The organism is Howardella ureilytica (assembly GCF_054657495.1).
Genome location: NZ_BAAHYP010000011.1, coordinates 38,529 through 62,659 on the forward strand (window position 1 = coordinate 38,529; position 24,131 = coordinate 62,659).

At 37.4% G+C, this 24,131-nt stretch carries 19 protein-coding genes; all 19 read right to left on the minus strand.

What is annotated here, in order from left to right; genetic code table 11:
* Nucleotides 1-189: 189 nt before the first annotated feature.
* A complete protein-coding gene (gene addA / locus ACYQ1N_RS06220) occupies nt 190-3,918 on the minus strand; it encodes a helicase-exonuclease AddAB subunit AddA (RefSeq protein ID WP_459834012.1) in 3,729 nt (1,242 codons plus the stop codon).
* Nucleotides 3,911-7,366 carry a PD-(D/E)XK nuclease family protein gene (locus ACYQ1N_RS06225; protein WP_459834014.1) on the minus strand — a complete coding sequence of 1,152 codons (3,456 nt, stop codon included), beginning with the start codon at nt 7,364-7,366 and terminating at the stop codon, nt 3,911-3,913. Before ACYQ1N_RS06225 ends, addA begins: the two co-directional genes overlap by 8 nt.
* 201 nt (nt 7,367-7,567) lie before the next feature.
* On the minus strand, nt 7,568-7,936 hold the full coding sequence (locus tag ACYQ1N_RS06230; RefSeq protein WP_459834016.1) for a lipocalin family protein: 369 nt from the start codon (nt 7,934-7,936) through the stop codon (nt 7,568-7,570).
* A 126-nt stretch (nt 7,937-8,062) separates the two neighbouring features.
* Nucleotides 8,063-8,689: a response regulator transcription factor gene (locus ACYQ1N_RS06235; RefSeq protein ID WP_459834018.1), complete on the minus strand. Its 627-nt coding sequence runs from the start codon at nt 8,687-8,689 to the stop codon at nt 8,063-8,065.
* Complete coding sequence (locus tag ACYQ1N_RS06240) at nt 8,682-9,632, minus strand: sensor histidine kinase (RefSeq protein ID WP_459834020.1); 951 nt, start codon at nt 9,630-9,632, stop codon at nt 8,682-8,684. The genes ACYQ1N_RS06235 and ACYQ1N_RS06240 overlap by 8 nt, the downstream gene beginning before the upstream one ends.
* Nucleotides 9,625-11,292 carry a hypothetical protein gene (locus ACYQ1N_RS06245; protein ID WP_459834022.1) on the minus strand — a complete coding sequence of 556 codons (1,668 nt, stop codon included), beginning with the start codon at nt 11,290-11,292 and terminating at the stop codon, nt 9,625-9,627. The genes ACYQ1N_RS06240 and ACYQ1N_RS06245 overlap by 8 nt, the downstream gene beginning before the upstream one ends.
* Nucleotides 11,293-11,303: 11 nt before the next feature.
* Complete coding sequence (locus tag ACYQ1N_RS06250; RefSeq protein WP_459834024.1) at nt 11,304-12,680, minus strand: leucine-rich repeat protein; 1,377 nt, start codon at nt 12,678-12,680, stop codon at nt 11,304-11,306.
* 200 nt (nt 12,681-12,880) lie between these two features.
* Nucleotides 12,881-14,428 (minus strand): ATP-binding protein, encoded by a 1,548-nt coding sequence (locus tag ACYQ1N_RS06255; protein ID WP_459834026.1) that lies wholly within the window; start codon nt 14,426-14,428, stop codon nt 12,881-12,883.
* 71 nt (nt 14,429-14,499) lie between these two features.
* Nucleotides 14,500-15,876 (minus strand): vWA domain-containing protein, encoded by a 1,377-nt coding sequence (locus ACYQ1N_RS06260; protein WP_459834028.1) that lies wholly within the window; start codon nt 15,874-15,876, stop codon nt 14,500-14,502.
* A 231-nt stretch (nt 15,877-16,107) separates the two neighbouring features.
* Nucleotides 16,108-16,554: a hypothetical protein gene (locus ACYQ1N_RS06265; RefSeq protein ID WP_459834029.1), complete on the minus strand. Its 447-nt coding sequence runs from the start codon at nt 16,552-16,554 to the stop codon at nt 16,108-16,110.
* Nucleotides 16,555-16,570: 16 nt separating this feature from the next.
* Nucleotides 16,571-17,821 (minus strand): histidine--tRNA ligase, encoded by a 1,251-nt coding sequence (gene hisS / locus ACYQ1N_RS06270; protein ID WP_459834030.1) that lies wholly within the window; start codon nt 17,819-17,821, stop codon nt 16,571-16,573.
* Between the two features lie 140 nt (nt 17,822-17,961).
* Nucleotides 17,962-19,236, minus strand: coding sequence for a phosphoribosylamine--glycine ligase (purD, locus tag ACYQ1N_RS06275; RefSeq protein WP_459834031.1), 1,275 nt, complete (start codon nt 19,234-19,236; stop codon nt 17,962-17,964).
* Nucleotides 19,237-19,254: 18 nt separating this feature from the next.
* On the minus strand, nt 19,255-19,857 hold the full coding sequence (gene purN / locus ACYQ1N_RS06280; RefSeq protein ID WP_459834032.1) for a phosphoribosylglycinamide formyltransferase: 603 nt from the start codon (nt 19,855-19,857) through the stop codon (nt 19,255-19,257).
* Nucleotides 19,858-19,912: 55 nt separating this feature from the next.
* Complete coding sequence (gene purM, locus ACYQ1N_RS06285) at nt 19,913-20,941, minus strand: phosphoribosylformylglycinamidine cyclo-ligase (protein ID WP_459834033.1); 1,029 nt, start codon at nt 20,939-20,941, stop codon at nt 19,913-19,915.
* A gap of 103 nt (nt 20,942-21,044) precedes the next feature.
* Entirely contained in the window at nt 21,045-21,551 is a 507-nt protein-coding gene (gene purE, locus ACYQ1N_RS06290) for a 5-(carboxyamino)imidazole ribonucleotide mutase (protein WP_459834034.1), read from the minus strand.
* Nucleotides 21,552-21,580: 29 nt separating this feature from the next.
* Nucleotides 21,581-21,916 (minus strand): DUF6142 family protein, encoded by a 336-nt coding sequence (locus tag ACYQ1N_RS06295; RefSeq protein ID WP_459834036.1) that lies wholly within the window; start codon nt 21,914-21,916, stop codon nt 21,581-21,583.
* Complete coding sequence (locus ACYQ1N_RS06300) at nt 21,916-22,422, minus strand: VanZ family protein (protein WP_459834038.1); 507 nt, start codon at nt 22,420-22,422, stop codon at nt 21,916-21,918. The genes ACYQ1N_RS06295 and ACYQ1N_RS06300 overlap by 1 nt, the downstream gene beginning before the upstream one ends.
* Before the next feature lie 3 nt (nt 22,423-22,425).
* Nucleotides 22,426-23,103, minus strand: coding sequence for an orotate phosphoribosyltransferase (pyrE, locus tag ACYQ1N_RS06305; RefSeq protein ID WP_459834040.1), 678 nt, complete (start codon nt 23,101-23,103; stop codon nt 22,426-22,428).
* A 321-nt stretch (nt 23,104-23,424) separates the two neighbouring features.
* On the minus strand, nt 23,425-24,075 hold the full coding sequence (locus ACYQ1N_RS06310) for an ECF transporter S component (protein WP_459834042.1): 651 nt from the start codon (nt 24,073-24,075) through the stop codon (nt 23,425-23,427).
* Between the last annotated feature and the right edge of the window lie 56 nt (nt 24,076-24,131).

The following is a 24,131-nucleotide window of genomic DNA, read 5'->3' on the forward strand; positions in this document are numbered from 1 at the left end:
ATAATATTGCAACTCTTTTTTTTATAAATTTTAATCTTTTTCAGTGTTTTATTATATATTATTATTTTACTCCGAAAAATGACTATTTACCACCGTATTTCTCATAATTGTACCTTTAATATAACACTCTTCTCCGGAGCCGTTATATCCGACGATTATCGGACGGCACATTTATCGATAATACCGTAATTATACATCTATAAGTTTCCCGAGGTTGAAGGAATATATGTACTTTTCCGTAACCTGCTTTTCCGTAACCTGCTCCAGTGCCTTTGAATAATAAAAGACCTGTTCCCTGTATCTGTCCTTAAGAGTTTCCTCAGGATTGTCGACATGTCGTACTCTGTCCGTTTTAAAGTCGAGTAATACGATATGATCTTCATATTCAATATACATATCCACGGCCCCCTGTACTATGAGTATGTCTTCGCTTGTTTCTTTGCGAATTCCGATCATAAATTCCTGTTCCCTGTGAAGAATTTTTTTATTTTGAGCATCGGCTATAATTCTGCCCATATTGCTTTTGGCAAACAAAAGTATATCATTTTTGTGAATACCGGCTGCGGCCTCCCTCGTCAGAACGCCCTTAAGCTCCAATTCCACAATCTGAGAATCAATTTCCTTTAGCGTTTCCGCCCTGTTAAAATCAAGAAATTCCATAACCTTATGGTATGCGGTTCCTCTGCCTGCGGAAGTGTTTTGTGTTTTTTTATTATATTTCGACACTCCGTATTCTTTTACTTTTTCCGCGTTTGAATATTTATCTGTTACACGGTTCCTGTCCGATGTCGCAAAAGTTTTCTCCGAAGCCTCGTCCGTTATCTCTTCTTCATCTGAATTCTCGTTTATGTTTCCGTAAATATTAAAATATTCATCAAATTCATAGTCCGACAGATTAATATTTCCTTCCGTCAGTTCTGATACGGAAATCTTCGGTATATTATGTGTTTCATCTTCAAATTTATACGGAATGCGTACAGCGTCGGCATTGTTCCCGAAGCGGGAGTCGGTCTTACATGAAGTTGCGCAGCCAAAATCCTCTCTGTCGGATATAAGCGTCATCTCATTTATTTCTTTAACCTCAAAAATGTCCTTATTTTTTCTGTTTAAAACCGACGGCATTACCATGTCAAAGTAAGAGCCGAGATTATCACATTCGGCATATGACAGCCTTTCATCCCCGTCCAAAGCGCCTGATCTGTACTTTTCCATTCTGTCTTCATTTAGGCATCCAACGAGATAAAGCTTTTCTCTTGCTCTCGTCATGGCCACATAGAGAAGTCTCATCTCTTCGGATATAAGATCTTTTTTAATTTTTTTACGGGCGGATTCTTTTATTATTGTTTTATATTTTATTCTTGTTTCCTTATCAACCACATCTATTCCTATGGCATCATCGGTAATTATAACCTTACTTTTATTATCTGATAAATTAAAACTCTGAGTCATGTTTACGATAAATACAACCGGAAATTCAAGCCCCTTTGACTTATGAATGGTCATAAACCTGACAACATCATCATTTTCATCTATTACGCTTCCCGAACCAAGTTCTATATTCTCTTTTATTATTTTTTCAATATATTTTAAAAATTGAAATAAGCTGTTATAATTCGCCTTTTCAAATGATAATGCATTGCTGAGTAAATAATTTACATTTGCGATTCTTATCTCCGGAGAGTCTAAATTACTTATAAAATCAAAATACCCGGTGCCGTATATTATATTCCATATAACATCATGAACACCTTCGTTTAAGAGCATTTGTCTGTATTTTTTCACTCTGTCCAAAAATGTTTTAATTTTATTTTTTATTGTTATATCCGCATTTTCAACTTTTTTCTGTCCCTTGCCCTCATATTCTCCGATATAATTAAGCAATGATTCATACAATCCCAGCTCCGGTGAACATGACTTTATTATTGCCGTTTCGGTTTGTGTGAAACCGCCGAAATATCCGGTTAACGCCCCCATAACCGGTATATCCTGATACGGATTATCTATTACCGCCAGCAGGGAGATAATCGGTTTTATTTCATATGTCTCCAAAAAGCTTATTGTACTTTCCGCGTATACGGATATACCCTCATTCATTAAAGTTTCGACATATTGTCCGGCCTTTGTATTATTTCTTGCAAGTAAAACAATATCTCTGTACTTTATCGGTCTGTAAATGCCCTCATCCTTATCAAATACCAATGTATTGCCGTTCATCAGCTTTTTTATTTTTTTTGCTATGAACTGAGCCTCTTTACGAATGTTTTTTATATGGTTCTTATCATATACTATGGGATATACCTCACATATGCCGTTTACCCCCTCAAATGTTGTTCCCTCTGAATTGTTATTATGAGGATATTTTGCACTGCATACCAATTCATCCCTTACTGTATAGTCCATGGAATTATAATCCTTATTAAACAGAGGTCTGAAACATGCATTGGCGCTGTCCACCACTCCCTTTCTGCTTCTGAAATTATTCTGCAGAAGTATGGTTTCTCCAACCGAAAATTCATTATATTCCTTAAATTCGGACGAAAGATCCTTATTACTATCCATACTGCACTTTGAAAGATCAAATGAATCGTAAAACCCCATGAATATATCCGGCTTGGCACTTCTGAACCCGTATATGCTCTGCTTTACGTCACCTACGATATATCTGTTTCCGTTTGCGTCTTTCGAAACAGCGCTTAATATTGTCTCCTGAATATCGTTACTGTCCTGATATTCATCAACCATAATTTCGTTATATCTTTCTTTTAGTTCGAGAGCGATTTCAGTCGGTTCACTTGTTCCGTACTTCACCAGCACTCCGAGAGCCAAATGCTCCATATCACTGAATGTGACAAGCTTCCTTCTTCTTTTTTCTCTTTCAATTTTCTCGGAATATCTTTTCACCATATCCAGAAGACTGTTTGTTATTCTTATTTCAATATTGTTTACTTTTTCATATACATTATCGTTTAATTGTAAAAGGAACTTATCGGATAATATTTCCTTTATTTCGTCCCTTATGACTTTATATTTATCTTTTAATTCCGATTCGCTGTCATCAAGTCCTCTCAGAACGGGAAATCTTTTGAATTCAATACCGTTAATGAAAATATTAAAGCTTCGGTTCACATCTTTCGTTTCAATAAAATTTTTTATCGCGGTCAGCTCTTCAACCGCAAATGCTTTCAGAGCATCTGATTTTTTTGTATTCGGAAATCGGGACAACAGTTTATCCGCTTTAAAACAGTAATATTTTAATTTCTTCTTTATGTCCTCAATATATAAATTCAAATGTATATTATTTATATTGTCATTTTCGTGTCGGTATAAACTCTCCAGCCACTCCTTCGGCCACGGCTTTGAAAGTCCGGCAATGTATATCCTGTCCAAAATTTCTTTTATGCTTATTTTTCTTACATCGCCGTACAATTCTATTAAATCAAATAAATCCGAATCCCCTTCGAATGATAATTCATCCGTCAGTTCATCATATGCTTCCTGCATTATTAGTTCGATTTCAGCCCGATCAGGAGTTCTGAAGCCCGGTTCTACACCCGATTCCTCAAAATATGTTTTTACTATATCAAGACAAAAACTGTCTATTGTTGTTATTTTAGCGTCAAGCAGCAAAACTTTTTGCCGCAAAAGTCTCTCTTTTAATTCAATATCTCCGTTCTTAATCGCTTTTGACAATTCATCATTTATTTTATTTCTGAGTCGTGTCTTCATTTCCGATGCGGCAGCCTTTGTAAAAGTAACCACAACAATATCATCCACGCTTATTCCTTCGTTTATGATTTTATTACATATTCTCTCAACGAGAACCGCGGTTTTACCCGAACCTGCAGCGGCTGAAACCAGGAGATTATGACCTGAATTATTAATAGCCTCGCGCTGAGCGTCTGTCCATCCTTTACTCATAATTCTCCCCCTTGCCGGTTATTAATCCTATAATTTCTTCTGTTTTCATTTTAGTGCAATTATTATAACTGAACGCTTTGTTATCATTGGAAAACGGACAAATATTGCAATAATCACAATATTCACAGGCCGTATTATTCTTTGGATTCTTTGTGTCTGCAGCTTGCTTTTTAAAAGGATGAGGTTCGATATCTCCGTATAATATTCTCTCTCCGATCGATTTTATCTTGCCAGATTCGAATTTCCTCGCCGCGGCAAATTCAGCGGTAGACATTGTTACGGCGCTTATTTTTCCCATTGAACCGTCTTTTTTAAACTTTACCTTATCAATCAGACTTCCTGTTTTTTCACGATCCATGAGGCCTATTATTTCCGTGTCGGAATTAATAATACCGCTCAAAGAAAGCTCTTTTTGTATCTCAAAATCAACATTCGTACTTAATTTCTCATATTCTATAACCGGATTTCTTAAATGACTTATAAAAACTCCTGCGGGTATTATTGATTCATCCCTGTATACGTTGCTTATTGCACCTTCCAAATACATAAGCATTTGAAGCTGCCTGCCGTCATATATATCATTCAAATCTATATCGGTATTACCTGTTTTGTAATCTATAACTCTGATATATTTGCCGTTTTCATCGGTACATATATCTATTCTGTCTATTTTTCCGCTAAATGATAATCTTCCGCCGTTTTTAAGTTCCATACCGTATGAGTAATTTTGCTCCAATTTATCCGGCATAAATCCGGAACCTTTTATCTGGGCAATATTTGCCCACAGACTTTTATTAATACGACTCTCTAGGCTTTTCTTAATAAATAATCCCCTGTCCGTTTCCGTAAGATATGAATATTTATTCAATACCGAATCAATAATATCCGATGTTATACTCATAATTTCCGATTTTGAAATGCTGTTCGCATCAATATATCCGTCTTTAATTTTTTCCATTGATATTTGCATTATTTCGTGAGCAAATATACCCATGTCCATTTGATTAAATTCATATTTTTCCCTTTGTTTAAGCCTCATACCGTAATTTAAGAAATGCATATGAGGACATTTCGAAAATGTTTCAAATCTTGATATGCTGCCTTTGACAATGTTTCCGTAAAGAGCGTTCGAAAGAAGAACATTCTTCTCATCAGGCACGATTAATGCTTTATTAAATGCGTCGGCGATTAATTCGGCATCCCTGCATCCCGGCAATATAAGACAGTCGGCTTTCGGAATGATTATATTGGCGGATGCGGTGTCATTATTTACTTTCTCGGTATTAATTTCGGGATACATATCCATGATTTCTTTTATTAAAAAAGACGGAAAAAGGGATGATCCTCCGTTATCTTTTACGGTATATAAAATGTATAATTTGTCCGACGCCTTTGTTAACATAAGATATATATAGAATCTCTGTATAAAGCTTCTTTCTTTAATTCCCGGGGAAAGCGTGACCCCGGCCTCTTTTTCAAGCTTCGATCTGTCGGAATCGGTCAATATTCCTCCGTCGGAATGTGTCCTTGGTATGCTTCCCTCATTTGCTCCGATAATAAATACCGCTTTTACCTTACCGAGTCTGGTTCTCTCCATGTCACCTATGATAACCTGATCGTTGGTAGGAGGTATTATTCCCACCGACAGTCCCTCAAGAGCAGCGTTAAACATGTCCATAAAACCTGATTTATCAACTTCAACATCGCCTAAAATATTTTTCATATTATTTAAAATATCAAATATTTTCTCTATAAGCTGAACGTTTTCGGAATGAGCCGACGGATTTATTTCTTTTACGGAATCAATATATCTTTCTATCTTATCATCCACATTACTTTTGTTTAAAAAGTCAATAAATCTTTCCGCTTTCCTGCCTACCGTCTTTGCGTCCGTGAATTTTACGTCTCCGGATTTTATGTTTGATTTTACGGATTTATCGGATATCGCTCCCTTCAGCATGTTAATTTCAGATATAATATATTCCCTGATTTCATTGAGTCTGTCCAAGTCATATATCTGCCACGTATCTGTATCGCCTTCGTTGCACTCATTTTCGTCGGAGCCTTCGCTGTTTAAGATATTCTCCCGCCTTGCATTTTCCTCTTTTGTACGTCTGTCCCATTTCTTACTCCATTTTGAATAAGTATTTATACCGAGGGCAAGGGTATAATTCTCTATTTTAAAGACTTCTTCTTCAGAAATGTTGTATATACCTGTTTTTATCAAACCTATTATGTTGTTGTAATTAAATCTCCCGACGGATAATTCCGAAATATATCTTATATATTGAAGAAATCTGTTGTTATCAAGTCCGGATTTTTCATCTATAAATATCGGGATATTATTGTCTTTCATAATTTTTTTTACGGACGGCGCAACTGCGTTAATATCCCCTGCAACAACGGCGATATCCCTGTATCTGAAACCCTTGTTCCTCGTCAGATTATATATCTCTCCGGCAACATACTTTAGTTCTTCGTCAACGGTATTCGTTTCCAATATATGTATATTTTCGGTTTTTTTGTAAAATGTTTTCCCGTTGTTTTTAAGGATGTTTTTTTCAAGAAATACCAAATCTTCTCTGTTATCGTATCTTAGAGCTTTTTCAAGATAAACAGGTTCGTTTATTTCTTCTTCGATTTCTTTTGTGATATCCGATATATATCTGATTATGTCACTGCTCATAAAAAACAGGTTGCCGATATTATTTCCGTCTTCCCGAGACGATGTTGAATTCATGAAATCCTCAAACTCATTGGCCGTAACGGTAATATATACTTCTCTTGCTTTCTTAATAATTACTCTCAGCAAATCATATTGAGCCGGGGTAAAACCCGTGTATCCGTCAAGGTATATTACGGCATTATCCAGATAATCGGATTCCGATAAACGCTTTGTAAACAACGGTATTAATTCCTCAAGCGCCATTGAACCGTTATCTGTTACCGATTCTTTAAATCTTTCATAAATATAAGAAATATCTGATAATTTGTCCGACAGCTTTTTATCTGAAATTGTTAATGCCGCTTTTTTCAGTTTTTCACTGTCTATACCGTATTGTAAAAGCTCTGAAATAACTGATTTAAGCTCTTCGGTTACTCCCGTTTTAAGGGCGGCATTGTTGTATATTTTAAGTTCACCCTTACCGTCATTGATTATTTTTCTTATAAATATATTTTTTATTTCCTCATCAATAACCGGTATATTTCCGCCTCCGATTTTACTTAATCCTTTATATGCAAGTCTGTTAAAACTTAACACACTTATATTAAGTAATCCTCCCGTTCGACTCTTTGATATAATTTGTTTTTCGGTCTCTAAAGTATACTGTTCCGGGACTATAATCTTAATATTTTCGGACCTGTCCCCGGCTTTTTCACATGCAGAATCATATACATATTCCGATTTTCCCGAGCCTGAAGGACCTATAATAAAAGTTACGGACATATCTCATCCTTTCTGATACCTTTGCAATTGTTTTGTTTATTTTATCACAAACCTTTGTTTTTATTAAATTTCATACCATTATCTGCGTTGCGTATAATGATGCCAAACAATTTTCCAAAATAAAAACCGCCTCTCATCGTCAATGATAAGAGGCAGTTTAAAGTACATAAACAATCTGCAATAAAATATCAGTTATTTTTATTATTTCTTCTCGGCTTTAATGGAACCTCCGTCCTGTGAGATTACAAGCTCTTTTCCCTTTACGGTATATTTAAGCGATTCATCGCCCATTTTAATCTCATCCTTGGTCCATGTGATTTCCGAAACGTCATCTTCGAAACTGTATGTTCCTGTTCCGTCTTCCTTTAATTCAATGTATAGTTTCTCCGTATCCTGACCGCTTAATGCAGCAAGTTCTTTGATGTTTATTTTATTGCCTTCGACCTCCATACTTACTATGTAATACTTTCCGGCAACATCTTTAGTATCTCCGCCGCCGCTGCATCCTGCGAAAATTCCCGCTGCCGCAATTGAAACGGATGATATTGCTATAACTTTCTTAAATGACATAATAATTCCTACCCTTCTTTAAAACCTTTAAAACAAACTTATAATATATTTCTTTATACTCATTATATATTTTTGTTGTGTTTTTACATCATACAAGGGTAGTAATTAAATGACTGTTTTCTCGGATTAATACTCAGGAAGAATAAGTCTGTTTTTTGTAACGAGATAACACAGTCCTATAAGGTTACTTTCTCCGGTTTTTTCTTTTAAATTTTTGATATGACTTCTTACGGTCGTATAAGCGATGCCCATCCTATCCGCTATTTCATGCAATCCCATATTCTGCACAAGATATGTCAATACCTCCAATTCTTTAGGTGTAAACATTTCACTGCTTATATTTCCTATCTGTACGTCAGGCGTGGAATCCGGGTATATTTTTTCACCCTGCATCGTTTTATCCATAACATCTATAAGCTCTTCATCGCTGAATTCTTTATACCAGAAGCTGTCTGCTCCGACCTCTTTCGCCTTATCAATAAAACGATAATCCGGAGCACTGGTTACAATAATTATTTTTATATTGGGATATTTGCTTTTTATTCTTTTAGCCGCCGTTATACCGCTGTGCTCATTTGCGGTGCAAATATCCATTACGATCAAATCAACCTTACCGCTTGCGCAATATATTTCCGCATTGTCCGCATCCTTGATTGCACCGGCAAGAGCATATCTGCCCTCAGTCTTTTCGATATAGTACGTAAATAACTCCTGAACGATACGCTCGTCATCCACAATAAGAACATTAGTCATACAGCTCATCCTCCTTTTTAGGGATAGTTATTATCACTTTACATTCGGGCTTTGAAATGATTTCCATTCGTCCCATTCCTTCGGTTATTTTCTTTCTCAGGGACTTAAGACCTCCGCCTTCAACGATTTCACCCTTTGGTTTATTCCCGTTATTTGTAATTTCAATCATATGCTCTTTATCTGTGCTGTTTATCAAAACAAACAACCTGTCTCCCTCGGCATGTTTTACGACATTTGTGATACATTCTCTGATTGACGCCGCAATCAACATAATGCTTTCTTTATTCTCAGGCATCTCTCCCGTTATCTCGATTTTTACGCCTATGGATTCCGCAATTTCACTTAATTCCTTTATGTCATCCACTTCGTCTGAAGCTTCGCCGTCTCTGCTTAATACGGCTATTGTTTTATTTATCTGACGAATGATATCTTCCTTCTCCGAAGCAATGCATCCGTTGACGTAGTACCTGTGCATGCTCAGTATATTTCTGCCCATATCGTTATGAATACGCATTTTCATAGACAGAATTTCCTTCTCTCTTGCTATTTCCACGATATTCCTGTTAGTCGTTCTGATGTTTTCAATCATTTTCTTAAGTTCTTCATTATTGTTTTGAAGTTCTTTATTTTTTCTGTATATTTCGGTAATGTCTACGGCAATATACTCCATCCAATTTCTTCGGATCTTTTTTCTGTGAAATTGCCATATGGTTCCGCACTCCGATGTAATGATATTGTCACAGCAATTTGAAAGTAAATTTAACAACTCGGACTCATATTGCAGCTCTTTATGCAGCAAATCAGCAGTTATTTCATCCATTGTATGATTACTCATAATCAACAAACCTTTGGAATTGAAATAACATAATCCGGACGGAAATTTATCAAAAGCTTCCTTTACGGCATTCGGGCCGGCAAAGAATGATCTGTCTTTTTTAAACAATACCGTCCTCCTTATCATATGATATTTTTATAATGTATTCGTCAATGTCTTCCTGTTCGATTTTATATCCTTTAGGAAACAGCGTCAGGCAATCGCTTATACCGGATATTCTGACTCTGAGTTCATATGTATCCTGCTCTTCTGTTAATGATAAGAAGTAAGACGGTTTGAATCTTTCCGTATTTTCCAATATTTCCGTAATGTCATCATACAGACGTGCCGTTTTTGCAATGGATAAATTACCGTTTAATTGAATCGATGAACGAAAAAAAATACCGAACACATTCAAATGTCTCTCCGACTCTGATACGCAGTTTTGTATCTCATCCGGCGGAATCATTGAGTTTTCTTTTTCGATAAATATCAGATTATCCATTCTTTTAACATATATCGACAACGTTCCCATCAGAAGCAGATATTTCCACTCATCTTCTTTTGATGCGGTTTTAAATTCCTCGGTCAGATGTCGTATTTGTTGTATTTTATGCGATGTATAACGGCGCATTTCATCATACAGAAGATTTCGCTCTCTTAATCTTCTTCTGACTATATTGGTATTCTGCATATTACTTTCAGCCACATATTTTCCTTCAAGATAATTTCGTGAAGAATCCAATTTTTTCTTTATGGATACCAGTTTTGATATATTGTCTTTCCAGATTATATATCCTTTGCTTAATCGAAACATATTTAATCTTATGTTTCCGTCTACAATAACATTTTTTTCGCGGAGGATATCAATCATATTATCATCGCATATTTTTTCATCCGTATTCATAAATATAATGTTTTTGTCATTGTCCAATATTGCGGCAGGAATTGACGATTGCTCAAATATGTCGGCATAAAACATATTTGACCTTATTATTCCCGTTTTAATAAGTGACTCAAAAATAAGTATCGTAAAAAAGGCAGTCCATATGATCATGTCTCTGAAAAAATGATGCAGTACACCCGAAATGTACAATATGTGATAAATATATGTAAAAATCAGTATAATCGAAGGTATCCAAATATATTTATTCTTTCCCGGTATTTTACACCGTTTTATTATCATCCAAATAAATATAATGCAGCATATTAAATACCATGCGGAAATTACATAAAATAAAAATCCTCTGGCATAGTTTTTATCACTGTATACGGATCCGTCATCGGGAAAAATAAATACCGATTGATGAAAATCATTTGTCAATACAGCCGTAATCAGAATAATCGCAACAAAAAACAATATAAACACAGGCTTTGATCCCCCATCGCCTTTGGAACCGTCCCTGTTAATGTAAGAAACGGCATATATTGAGCTGACCGTTATCAGCAATAGTGGTATGTAGTACATATACCATGTTATTCTATGGGCATCCGTATATGTTTCAAAAATATTGTACTTAAGATACCTCATCAAAATAAACACTGCCAGCAATACGCAGATAACAACCGTCCAATTCCTTATATACCTGTTAATTATACGGTTATATGCCAATACTCCCCACCATATTACCAATAATTCCATAATAAATGTCAGAAGAGACGAAAGAAAACAGTTCCATTCTTCAGTCGGACCGTCAACTTCCCTGATAATAAGCGCGGCTGCAAACAGCAATGCAAATATAATACAAATAAAATTATATCTTTTCAGCGGATTTAATGATGATGTCATTACGATTTACCTTATATCTCCAAAAAACCGTTACAAAACGAATCTTCTTTAGGACATGTATTTCTCAGTTTATTTTGAAATTCCATAAACCATGCCGTAATTTCCTCATGTCCCAACTTACTGTGTATGTCAATAATCATGCCTGTTGTTTTATCGTCAAATATATCCAAGTCGCCGAGCATTTTTACGGTTTTTATATCTTTATTTTCAACCAGCATGTCCACCGCATCAAATATATTATCTTTTATCCTGTTTCTGAGTCCCGTATCCGTTTGAGCATCCATATCCACAGGATATGTGAGCCTTACGGCAATCATTTTGATTCTTTCCGCCGTAAGAGATTCTTTAAGTAAAAAGCCGTCGAGATAAGTATAATCATACAGTCTGCCGTTTTTACCGAACCCTTCCTGCATATCTTCCAGCTCGAATCTGTTGTCCTTATAAAAATATATTCTTACTTTTCCGCCGTTCAGATAAAAATCATGAATATATGACCCGTCAAAAACTTCTTTATGAATTTCTTTAACGGAATCCGGAAGCCTTAATTCATTGACGGGAGAATCAGAAAAACATCTGTATCCCAATACTGCGGTTCCCTCTTTTACCGTATATTCATTTCCCCTTTCAAATGATCTCACAAGAAGATATTTATTATTTTCAATTCTCTTAAATACCGCATTGTTTTCCGCAAAGAAAATCGGATTGTTTTTATCTATGATAACTTCTTTTATCCCGGTATACCCGGCGGATATGTTTCCGTTATATGACAATGCGCCTTCCTCAATATATGTCGTATTCTTCGGAATAATGAGTTTTTCGAGGTATTTTGTTACTCTTAAGGCGTTTCCGGATATTCCGACGGTATCATCATTTAATGAATATTCCGTTCTTGGATCAGCACCGTTTACTCCTATAAGCACTTTACCTATGTATTCTCCGTTATCGGAGATATATTCATTTTCATAAATTCCGTATCCGTCCGCGCTGTAGCGCCTGTTTCCCGTTGCATATACCGCGCTCTCTATTAAGTCGGGTCTTACTAATTCTTCCACGCTTTCGGGAATTTCAACACTTTCGGCGGCAGTTGCGGTAATAAATCCTTCCCCGATATATTTAACACTGTTCGGAATGACGATACGGCGTAGGTTAACCATGTATGCAAATGAAAATTCGCCTATTTTTTCAACCGTATCCGGAAGTATTATTTCTTCGATGAACAGTCCTTTTATATTGAAGTTTCCTGCTCCCGTTTCCGTCACTCTCTTACCGTCTATTTCTCCCGGAATTTCCAAAACCCTCAGCTCTTCCGATATATCATCTGACTTTATTCCGGTAATGCAAATTTCTTTATCATTTAAATCAATATATTCAAATTCAATGTTATCCATGTCTCTTTCTTCCTGATTTTATTTCTTATTTTATTATACCATCTGCAGACATTATACTTAAAGCTATAACAATAACCATAACCTGAAAAGCCCCCTTATCCGGCATCGGTAAGGGGGCTTAAAATAATATTGCGACAATCGCCTTATATCATTATACAGACTGATAAGTTTTTGGATTATGATTGGTTATGTTATTCGAATCAGATACCGTCGATTTCTTCCGATTCACCAACCATTTTTTCGAAGTTTTTGATATCTTCAAGCAGCGCCGTATTTCTTTCGTCAAGCATAAGCTTCTTGTTGTATTTGTAATATTTATCACATCCGTTTTCGGCAATAAATCTGGCGCCGGATCTGCTTATTGTAAGTTCCGTTACAAAGAGAAGCATCTCATTGCCGTCTCCGTATGCTTTTTCAATAAATTCAAAGGCATTATTAAGCATGTTTTTAATATCGGCCGCATTTGCTCTTACATTTTTTACTTTCTCGTTAAATTGAGTCTGTAAATAGTTAAATGCTCCGTCGCCGTCAACATCTATTCTGAGGGCCTGAACCGTCTCTTCGACAAATGCCATTGCATATTTATACTCTCTTTTTCCTTCCAGATCCAAAATGCCTCCGGCAATTTTTTGCTCATATTCTTTTTGCAATGCTTCTTCTGTCTCTGAAAGCTTTTTAATTATATTGTCATTTGCCCCGGTATTCTTAATATAACCGAATAATTTTTTAAGACTTTCAAATAATTCGGTATTATCCCTCATCATCGGAATAAGGCCTTCAATCATCAGTCCAACAACGGTTATTCTTTCATCGAATGCGGCGTCATGAGCTCTTGCAACCGCCTTTTCGTCAGCACCTTTCTCAAGAATGGACATAATTCCGTAATCTGATTTATATTTAAGATATAAGCTGTAGTATGTTGCAAATTCTCCCGCAACACGCTTATTTCTTATGTACTGACTTATAAGAGATTCATCCACCGTATATCCCTTTTCTTCATAAAGGAATATCGCCTCCGAAAGATCTTCCCATCCTCTGGCCGTTACATATGACTTTCCGTCTACCGTTGTTTCAATAACATAGAAGTCACTGCTCTTTATGTCAAGATATGTCTGAATGGAATTGTGAATTCCCTTTTTCTTTGCATATAATTTCCATGTTTCAAGATCGGGTTCGGCCTCAATAACTTTCAGTCTGTCAAGAGTAACCACGTCAAATTCATGGACCGATCTGTTATATTCAGGCGGGTTACCTGCCGTAACCACAACCCATCCTTCCGGAACACGGTGGTTACCGAATACCTTATACTGAAGGAACTGAAGCATTGAAGGCGCAAGAGTCTCCGATACACAATTTATCTCGTCCAGGAAAAGAATACCTTCAACCTTTCCCGTTGATTCTCTTGTCTCGTATACGGATGCAATGATTTCAGACATCGTATATTCAGATACGCTGTATTCCGTTCCGTCAAAATTCTTCTTAACGATGAAAGGAAGTCCGAGCGCCGACTGTCTTGTATGATGCGTCATGGAATATGATACAAGGGCAATGCCCAATTCATCGGCAATTTGCTCCATAATCGCCGTTTTACCTATACCCGGCGCACCGAGAAGAAATATAGGTCTTTGTTTTTCAATCGGAATTTTATAATTTCCCAGATTATCTTTTGCAAGATATATATCAATTGACTGCTTAATCTGATTCTTAGCTTCTCTTATGTTCATAATATATATAAGGGATAACCCCATATCCTCCGTTTAAAATTTATACCACATCGTGTCTATTCTTAAGTTTAACCATGTTTAGACCTTGTAAACGATTATCCGTCCAAATCGTCTCTGCTGACGAGTTTACTTATAACCCAATCCGGCAAACTCGGCATCATGTCTTCATACGGCATTATAATAAATGCCGTTTTATATTCAGGTGCCTTATTGGGAAATATTCCGAGACCGTCAGACAAATATAACAAACCTCTTAAGTCCGAAAACTCTCCCATTTCCTTAAGTTCGTTAACTCTTTCAAATACCGGTCTGAAGTCGGTACCCCCTGAGCCCGTGACCTCAACATTACTTATATACCGTTCAAATTCCTCATCCGATCTTAAAACCGTCTCGCTTTGAATTGTATTGTCGCATTGAAATATATGCACATTAATTCTGGTTCCGAATACGGTCTTATTTCTTAAAATTGAATATGTCCTTCTGAGAAAATTCTTTACAACTCTTCCTCTGCATGACCCGGATGTGTCTATTGCAATTACGAAGTCGTATATCTTAAGAGTTTCCTTGTATTCTAAAGGCTCTATCAACGGCATGTTTTTGTAGAGTTCCATACCGTATGTATAGTATATATAATCGAATTCATCATCGTTGACTCTTACTTCTTCCTGTAATTTAGCAAACTTCATAAGGAATTCCGTGTAATCGTTGTTGTCTCCTTCGATTCTTCCCAATACATCGGTCACCGAAGCAAGAGATTTGCCCTGTCCCTTTTCTACTGTTTCTTTGTCCTTTTTTACATTTTTAAAGACTCTTTCCCATTCGCGCCCGAGCTGATCCAACTCATTTGAAGCCATCGGCAGAAGGAAATTACCCTCCTGAGCCACAAGACCCGAATTTTTCCATATTTCATGATGGTCTTTTTTAAACAGTTTTGAATATTGAATCCAGTCTGTCGCATGCTGCTTTGATGAAATCATGAATTCATATATTTTTTCGGCATAAGGATGCTCTACATTTTTATGAATCATATGCCAAACGGTCTCCCGTTCCGAATCTTCCGGCTCTTTCAGCGCATCAATGTTAAGGTCCATAATAGCAAGTTCCACCGCCACATCACATGCAAAATCCCAATATTTCGTATTTAATCTGTTATAGTTAAAAGGATGTTTATAAAGACAATGGAAGATTGAATGCAGCATCTTTCTGGCAATTGTAATTCTGTTGACTTTGAAATCATCAATGAGAAGATTTATATCCGCATATATCTTTTTCATATCCGTTGCAAATCCACCGAAGTCGTCCGCAACAAATTTCTTCGGCTCATAAAATTCCACCGGCATCTTAAGAATCGCCCTGTTAAAATACGGCAGTGAAATAATAAGCTCATCCCGTACATATTCTATTATCTTTTGGCCTAATTTATTTTTTTGAATATTGCTTAAATCGACCGTTTCTTTCATATTTCCCGACATGAAACCTACTCCTTCGTTTCATATACAACTTTTGTTTATGTCAGTCGGACTTTTACGCCGACCGACAGATTAATTTCTATATTGTTTCCGGAATACCGTAAAATTATTTCAAAAACATATATCTACAAAGAAATATACTACAATAAAAACAGCATCTTCGTTGTATACATCCGTTTATTAGTGTATACAATGAAAATGCTATTTTTAATGTTTATTTTATTAATATTTAACTTATTGTACAAATTTGTCCATAGGTCGAAATATTGTTGTTTCTTCCGGCGGATTATAAAACTTTCCGTCTATATATATGCCGGTGACCCTTATATTATTTTCTTTAACTTCAAAATCTATGCTGACTACAGAATTTTGCCTCGGCGGATTCTCAAACTTATAGGACAGAGTAATTATGCCGTTATTATTATCATCCAATTTGTCAAGATTGGCTGTCGTGCTGTTCTCGCTTACAGACTGTATCCCCCATGGAACCTCACTGTAATTTCTTGTTACGATGCTTGAAAAGTAACTGAAGCAAGTATTTTTTAAATTTTCTCTGTATATATAATCGGCATATGATTCACTTTCCGCTTTTTCTGCACTGTCAGAACAGCCCGTTAATACAAACGATGCTCCGATAAGTGATATCACCGTCATTGCCTTTGCTAAACCATGCAGTCTCATATTGATTCCTAAATCATTAAAAATATACTATATCAGGCTTAACGGACATATTGATAAATCCCGAATATCCTTTTTCTTCCAATTTATCAATAAATTTGCCTGTCTTCTTAGGTTTGATAAATAAACTCACAATTAACCCGTCTGCTCTGAGTTTATCAGCCTCTTTTGCGGCTTCAACAAAGTTACCCGCGTCATATAAAAGAGCAATCCTTTTTCCCGTATCGGCGCAGGACGCACCGTTTTCCGAAAGAATGGCAAATATTCTTTCAAATCCTATTGAAAAACCGACTGCCGGAATGTCTCTTCCTATGAACTTGCCGATAAGCCTGTCATATCTTCCGCCTCCGGCAACCGATCCCTTGAATTCGTTGCTTACAACCTCAAATACGGTTCCTGTATAATATCCCTGACCTCTTACCAGTGACAGGTCAAATTCAATATTAAACGAATTATTCGAAAGCTCGTTACATGTTGCCATAATATTTTTAAGGCTTTCAACAGGCTCTGCTCCTTCTCCGGATAAAAATTCTCCGATATATTCAAGAGTAATCGAATCTCTTGAAAGAAAGTCCCTGAAATTGTTAACGGCTTCCGACTCAAATCCCTTTTCGGACAGCTCGGAACACACTCCGTCCAATCCTATCTTGTCCATTTTGTCAAAAGAAATACATACGCTGTCCAGTTCTCTGTCAAATCCCAACTTTGTAAGAACATTTGTCAGCAGCCTTCTGTCATTTATCCTGACCGTAAAGTCCGAAAGACCGATGGCTTTGAGAGCTTTTGCCGTGGTTAATATTAATTCTGATTCGCTGTCGGATGACTCACTTCCGATAATATCTATATCGCATTGTATAAATTCTCTGAGTCTTCCTTTTTGAGGTCTTTCCGCTCTGTATACTCTGTCGATCTGTATACATTTCATAGGCATAAGCAAATCATTTTGGTTATTGGCTATGTATCTGCTCAACGGAAGAGTAAGGTCATATCTGAGGCCGAGATCGCTTAATTCTTTTTGATTATCCGCAGTCACGCCCTTATTAATAACCGATTCCAACTTTTCACCGCGCTTAAGAATATTGAATATGAGATTAAGATTTTCTCCTCCTTCACTCTTGTCGAGGTTTTCCGCATCTTCGATTGCCGGTGTAATGATATGCTCAAAGCCGTTCTCTACGTATACGTTTAAAATTTGAGATTGTAAATAATCTCTCAATCTCACCTGTTCTGGCAGGTAATCATTAGTCCCTTTTACCGGGTTGATCTTCATAACAGTTCTCCTAAAAACATATCAAACATATTAAATGTGATATTAATGCCCTTTTGCATAGTAATTGCCGTGTCACAGATATCTGTCCCGGACAACGCTTTAATAATTTGCCCGTACAATATCATCTTAAGGAATTTGCATCAGGCCTCGTCAATGGCCTTGCCGATATCGTGACGCATGTATTTGTTATCGAAGTGAACCCACTCTGCGGCTTCATACGCTTTGGCTCTTGCCTCTTTAAGGTCCGCGCCGAGAGCCGATATTCCGAGAACCCTTCCTCCGTTGGTTACGATATTTCCCTTATCGTCGAATTTAGTTCCGGCGTGGAAACAGAAATAATAATCTCTGCCTTCAAATGCTTCCAGTCCCGTAATCGGAAGTCCTTTTTCATATGATAACGGATAACCGTCGGATGCGAGAACAACACATACACACGCCTCATCTCTGAACTTTAAGTCAATTTCGTCAAGCGTTCCGTCGATACATGCATTAAATACATCGACAATGTCGTTTTCCAATCTCGGAAGAACAACCTGGGCTTCCGGATCTCCGAATCTGCAATTATATTCAAGAACCTTAGGTCCATTCGGCGTAAGCATAAGACCGAAGAATATTACTCCCTTGTAATGTCTCCCTTCATCGGCCATGGCGTCAACGGTTGCCTGATAAACATATTTTTTGCAGAACTCATCTACTTCTTCCGTGTAGAAAGGAGATGGTGAAAATGTGCCCATTCCTCCGGTATTTAAGCCTGTATCACCGTCCCCGGCTCTCTTATGATCCTGAGCGGAACTCATAATCTTAATCGTCTTGCCGTCACAGAATGAAAGAACGGATACCTCTCTTCCGGTCATAAATTCCTCAACAACTATGGTGTTTCCGGAATCACCGAACTTTTTATCCACCATAATTGTATTTACACCTTCAATAGCCTCTTCTTTTGTATTACAAATAAGCACTCCCTTACCGAGAGCAAGTCCGTCTGCCTTTAATACAATCGGATAATCGGAGGTCTCAAGATATTTTACGGCTTCATCCGCATTATCAAATACTTCATATGCAGCCGTAGGAATGTTATATTTCTTCATAAGGTCTTTGGAGAAGGACTTTGAACCTTCGAGAACGGCTGCCGCCTTGTTCGGCCCGAACACTCTCAATCCTCTTTCCTCAAATACGTCAACTATTCCGCCTACAAGAGGATCGTCCATTCCGACTACCGTTAACTCTATATCATTCTCCGATGCAAACGACGCCAATTTATCAAATTCCATGGCTCCTATGTTTACACATTCGGCAATTCCCGCAATACCTGCATTACCCGGAGCGCAATATATCTTATCTACCTGTTTGCTCTGTGAAAGCTTAAAACAAATAGCGTGTTCTCTTCCTCCGCTTCCAATTACTAAAACTTTCATACTAAATGCCTTCCCATCTTATCCTATCTTAATTTTACCGGTTGCGATATCCGCAATGGTCTGCGGCAAAATCACCCATTCGGCCTGCTCCATTACTCTTTTTTGAAGAACTTCCGGGGTATCGTCATCCTTAACTTCAACGGCTTTTTGACTTAATATCCTGCCGCCGTCCACAATTTCATTTACAAAATGAACTGTTGCTCCCGTAATCTTTACACCTCTTTCAAGCGCCGCCTCATGAACTCTTAAACCATAGAAGCCCACGCCTGAAAATGAAGGCACGAGAGAAGGATGAATATTAATAATTCTATTGTTATATTTTTTTACCATCTCATCCGGAATCTTAATCAAACAACCCGCAAGAACTATAAGATCTGCCTTCAGTTCCGCCAATTGTCTCATTAATTCTTTATGAAACAGTTCTCTTGTTTCATAATCCTTTGGCGAAATGCCGAAAGCAGGGATATCGGCGGCTTTAGCTCTTTCAAGCGCATATGCGTTTTTATTGTTACTTATTACGCCTACAATATCAGTGTTCGGAATATTGCCGGATTTAACCGAATCTATTATGGCCTGAAGATTGGTTCCTCCTCCTGATACCAGTACAACAACTCTTAACAAACTTATTCTCCTTTAACAGATATGGGATATATTAAACTTATTACAGGGTTACGGATTATACCAGCTTTACGTTTCTGCTTCCTTCCACAATCTCACCGATTACAAACGCCTTTTCACCGGCATCTTCAATTGCTTTGATTGCTTTTTCCTTATCTGCACTGTCAACGGCAAGCACCATTCCGATTCCCATGTTGTATGTGTTGTACATCATTTCCTCGGCAATCTCTCCCTTCTTTGCCAAAAGTCTGAAAACAGCCGGAACTTCATAAGAATCTTTTAATACAACCGCATCAACATTATCAGGCAGCATTCTCGGAACATTTTCATAAAAACCGCCGCCGGTAATATGTGAACATCCGTGAATTGAAACTCCGCTGTTTAATACAGACTGAATCGCCTTAACATATATGACGGTAGGAGCTATAAGCGCCTCACCCAGGGTTTTACCCAATTCTTCATAATATGTGTTCAATGATTCCTCTGTCATGTCAAATACTTTTCTGACAAGAGAAAAACCGTTGGAATGTACTCCGCTTGAAGCAATTCCTATAAGTGTATCGCCCACTTTAATGTCCTTTTCACCGTTAATCATCTTAGGCTTGTCAACCACTCCCACGGCGAATCCTGCTATATCATACTCATCTTCAGGATAAAATCCCGGCATCTCAGCCGTTTCACCTCCGATAAGCGATGCTCCCGACATGTTGCATCCATCCGTAACTCCCTTTACAATTTGCTCAATTTTCTCAGGGAAATTCTTTCCGCACGCAATATAATCCAGGAAAAACAGCGGCTCTGCACCCGTACAGGCAATATCGTTTACGCACATGGCAACACAATCTATTCCCACCGTATCATGCTTGTCCATAATAAAAGCCAGCTTAAGTTTTGTACCCACACCGTCGGTTCCGGATACAAGCATCGGCTCTTCCATATCTTTGAATGCTTTTGCGGAGAACATTCCGGCAAAACCTCCGAGTCCGCCGAAAACTTCCGGTCTCATTGTCGTAGCAACATGTTTTTTAATTAATTCAACAGATTTATAGCCTGCTTCAATGTCCACACCGGCATTCTTATAATCCATATTAACCTCCATACAGCTTAAAAACATTAACCATTGCGTGTCAAAAACCAACATCATAATAATACAATGTTGGTTTTTATTTTATTTATGTAATAAATTATAATTATTTTGTATATGACTTATATCCCGTTTCCGCAAGTCTGGCATCTTTTTTCATAACTTCTTCTTTCATTTTTTCTTTCATTACCTTCAACTTGGCAAGAATGTCCGGATCCGATGCGGCAAGAATCTTTGCGGCGAGAATTCCCGCATTTTTGCCTCCGTTTATGGCAACCGTAGCCACCGGAATTCCCGAAGGCATCTGAACGATTGAATAGAGCGAATCACGTCCGCCGAGGGATGTTGTATGCATAGGTATTCCGATAACCGGAAGATCGAATATCGCAGCGCACATTCCCGGAAGATGAGCCGCCATACCGGCACCTGCAATAATTACCTTATATCCGTTATCCTCCGCGCTGTTAGCATATTCAAAAAACTCTTCCGGTTCTCTGTGAGCCGAAATAATTCTCATTTCATATGAAATTCCCAATTCATCAAGAACTTCAGCTGCCTTAGACATAACAGGCATATCTGAATCACTTCCCATTACAATACCGACTTTTGCCATAACTTTACTCCTATTTATTATTAATATACTTATTTGTATCCGATTATATATAAAGATATAATAAACACCACAATAATCGCATTGCCTATACAGCCTGCATATATGGGCCAATATATCTTATCTTCATCCTTAAAACCTCTTATTCCGATAAAGACACCCGAAATACCGGAAAACAGTGATGTAAGCCCGAGACTTCCCACTATATAACCCGCATTTCCGCTGTTGGAATGTGAAATATCTATACTTATCAAAATAATTACAAGAGAAGCAATAAATATACCTATTGATATAAATCCCCATACGGAGTTTCGTCCTCTTTCAAAAAAGATATTTCTTTTCGGCTTTGATTTGAATTCTACTTTCATTAATTTAAATTATGTCTTTTTCTGTATATTGTATCTATTATTAAAAACAGTATTCTGTAACATACATATCCGAGTATACCGCCCAGTGTATTGAGTATGAAATCATCTATATCGCACGTTCCGAGTTTTGTAACATATTGCATCATTTCTATAAGAGCAGACGCTCCGGCGGAAATCAAAATCGTACTCCACCATACCAGCTTTCTGTTTGACATAATCGGCAGGAGAAATCCAAAAGGCACAAATGCAATTATATTGCCGAAAACATTTAACAGAATAATATTAAATCTGATATTACCTATATTGCTTATAAATCGTTTTATCTCTTTAAAGGGCACTAGATTAACATAATCAACTCTTGCGGAGTTATGCATGGCCTCCTGTCTGATTACGTTTCGTCCCAGTGACGGATCGAGAAACGTATAATAAATCAAATACGATATATAAACAGCAAATGCAATATAAGAAATAAATCTCACAAATTTATTAATATTTACGCGATTCATATGTTAAATACCATATTGTCTGTAGTACTCGTCCAGCCTTTTCTTTATTTCATCATCAATAACGACTTTTCCGTTACATTCGCGATTATACAATAATTCGATTACATCTTCCATCGTAACGATTGATTCCGCCCTGAAACCGTATTTTTCCTGTATCTCGGTAAGGGCCGTCTTATTTTCTCCGGACTTTCCTTTTTCCAATCGGTTAAGAGATACCATCATTCCCTTTATGTCCACATCCGCGGCCGATGTAATAATCGGAAACGTTTCCTCTATAGACTTACCCGATGTGGTTACATCTTCTATAATTATCACTCTGTCACCGTCTTTCAGAGGGGATCCCAAGAGAATGCCCACATCGCCGTGATCCTTTATCTCTTTTCTGTTAGAGCAATATTTGATTTCCTTTCCGTATTTTTGAGCATATGCCATAACCGTCGCTACGCTTAAAGGAATTCCTTTGTATGCAGGTCCGAATAAAACATCGAAATCGTCTCCGAAGTTCTCATGTATGGCGGTAGCGTAATACTCTCCCAACTTAATAAGCTGAGAACCCGTTACGTAGAGTCCGGCATTCATAAAGAAAGGGGATTTACGCCCGCTTTTAAGCGTAAAATCCCCGAACTTCAGAACATCGCTCTCTACCATAAATTTAATGAATTGCTCTTTATATGCTTCCATATACATACCTCTACTTATGATAAATGTTCTGTATCACCGTTTTACTTAATATGCATATTTATAAGTTTCACGGACACGCTGTCCGTACGGCTTACAATATTAACTTTTTTATTATTACATATTTTGCATGACAGGTAAACAGATTTTATACCAATTTAATTAATCGACGCATAAAAAAACAGGCTTATAAATAATAAAAGGCCGTCGTGATTATCCGTTACGGTTTCATTAAAAACGAAACTGTAACTGACGGTCTCCGACAGCCTTTTTCAGATAAGAAGCAATATACAAATGCCTCTTTCATTCATTAATTAATTATTATTATTTTGATTTTGTAATTTTAAAAATAATCATACATACCACAGGTGTCACTATCGCCGCAACTATTGCCTCCGGAATTCCGTTTGCCGCAACAACGCCCAGTACAACCGACTTTACTTCGGTTACCGGTATTCCTTTGAGTCCTGCATATGCATCCTTAAACAGAATATAAATCAATCCCATAACAAGTGCCGTGTTGGTTATGGCTCCGATTGCTCCCGAGATTGCCAGCATAACGGCTCTGACTCCCTCTTTCATTGCCGGCATAATCTTTTTCATGCCCGTATAAAAGAGCCACGGCGTAACAGCCGTAAGGATTCTCGGTCCGAAACACACCAACAAAGCCAACGGACTTCCCGCACCTGTTCCCGGTACAGCAACAAGCGGTGAAAATGCAAACGAAAGCGCACTTGGCGTAATCGTATTGGCAATAAAACTGACAAGTCCGAAGAGTGATCCGAAATAAATTCCTCCCTTAGGCCCCAGTAAAATTCCTCCGATAATCACGGGAATGTGAATAATCGTAGCTTTAATAAGCGGCAGCTGGATCATTCCGAAGGGAGTAAATGCCATAATAACAATAATTGCCGTAAACATCGCCATTATTGCAATATTGGCATTTCTGCTTCTTTTTGTTTCTTTTGTATTCATATTGTCCTCCTGCTATCGTTTCGCCTTATCGCGAATACAATGCGGCTAAATTATTA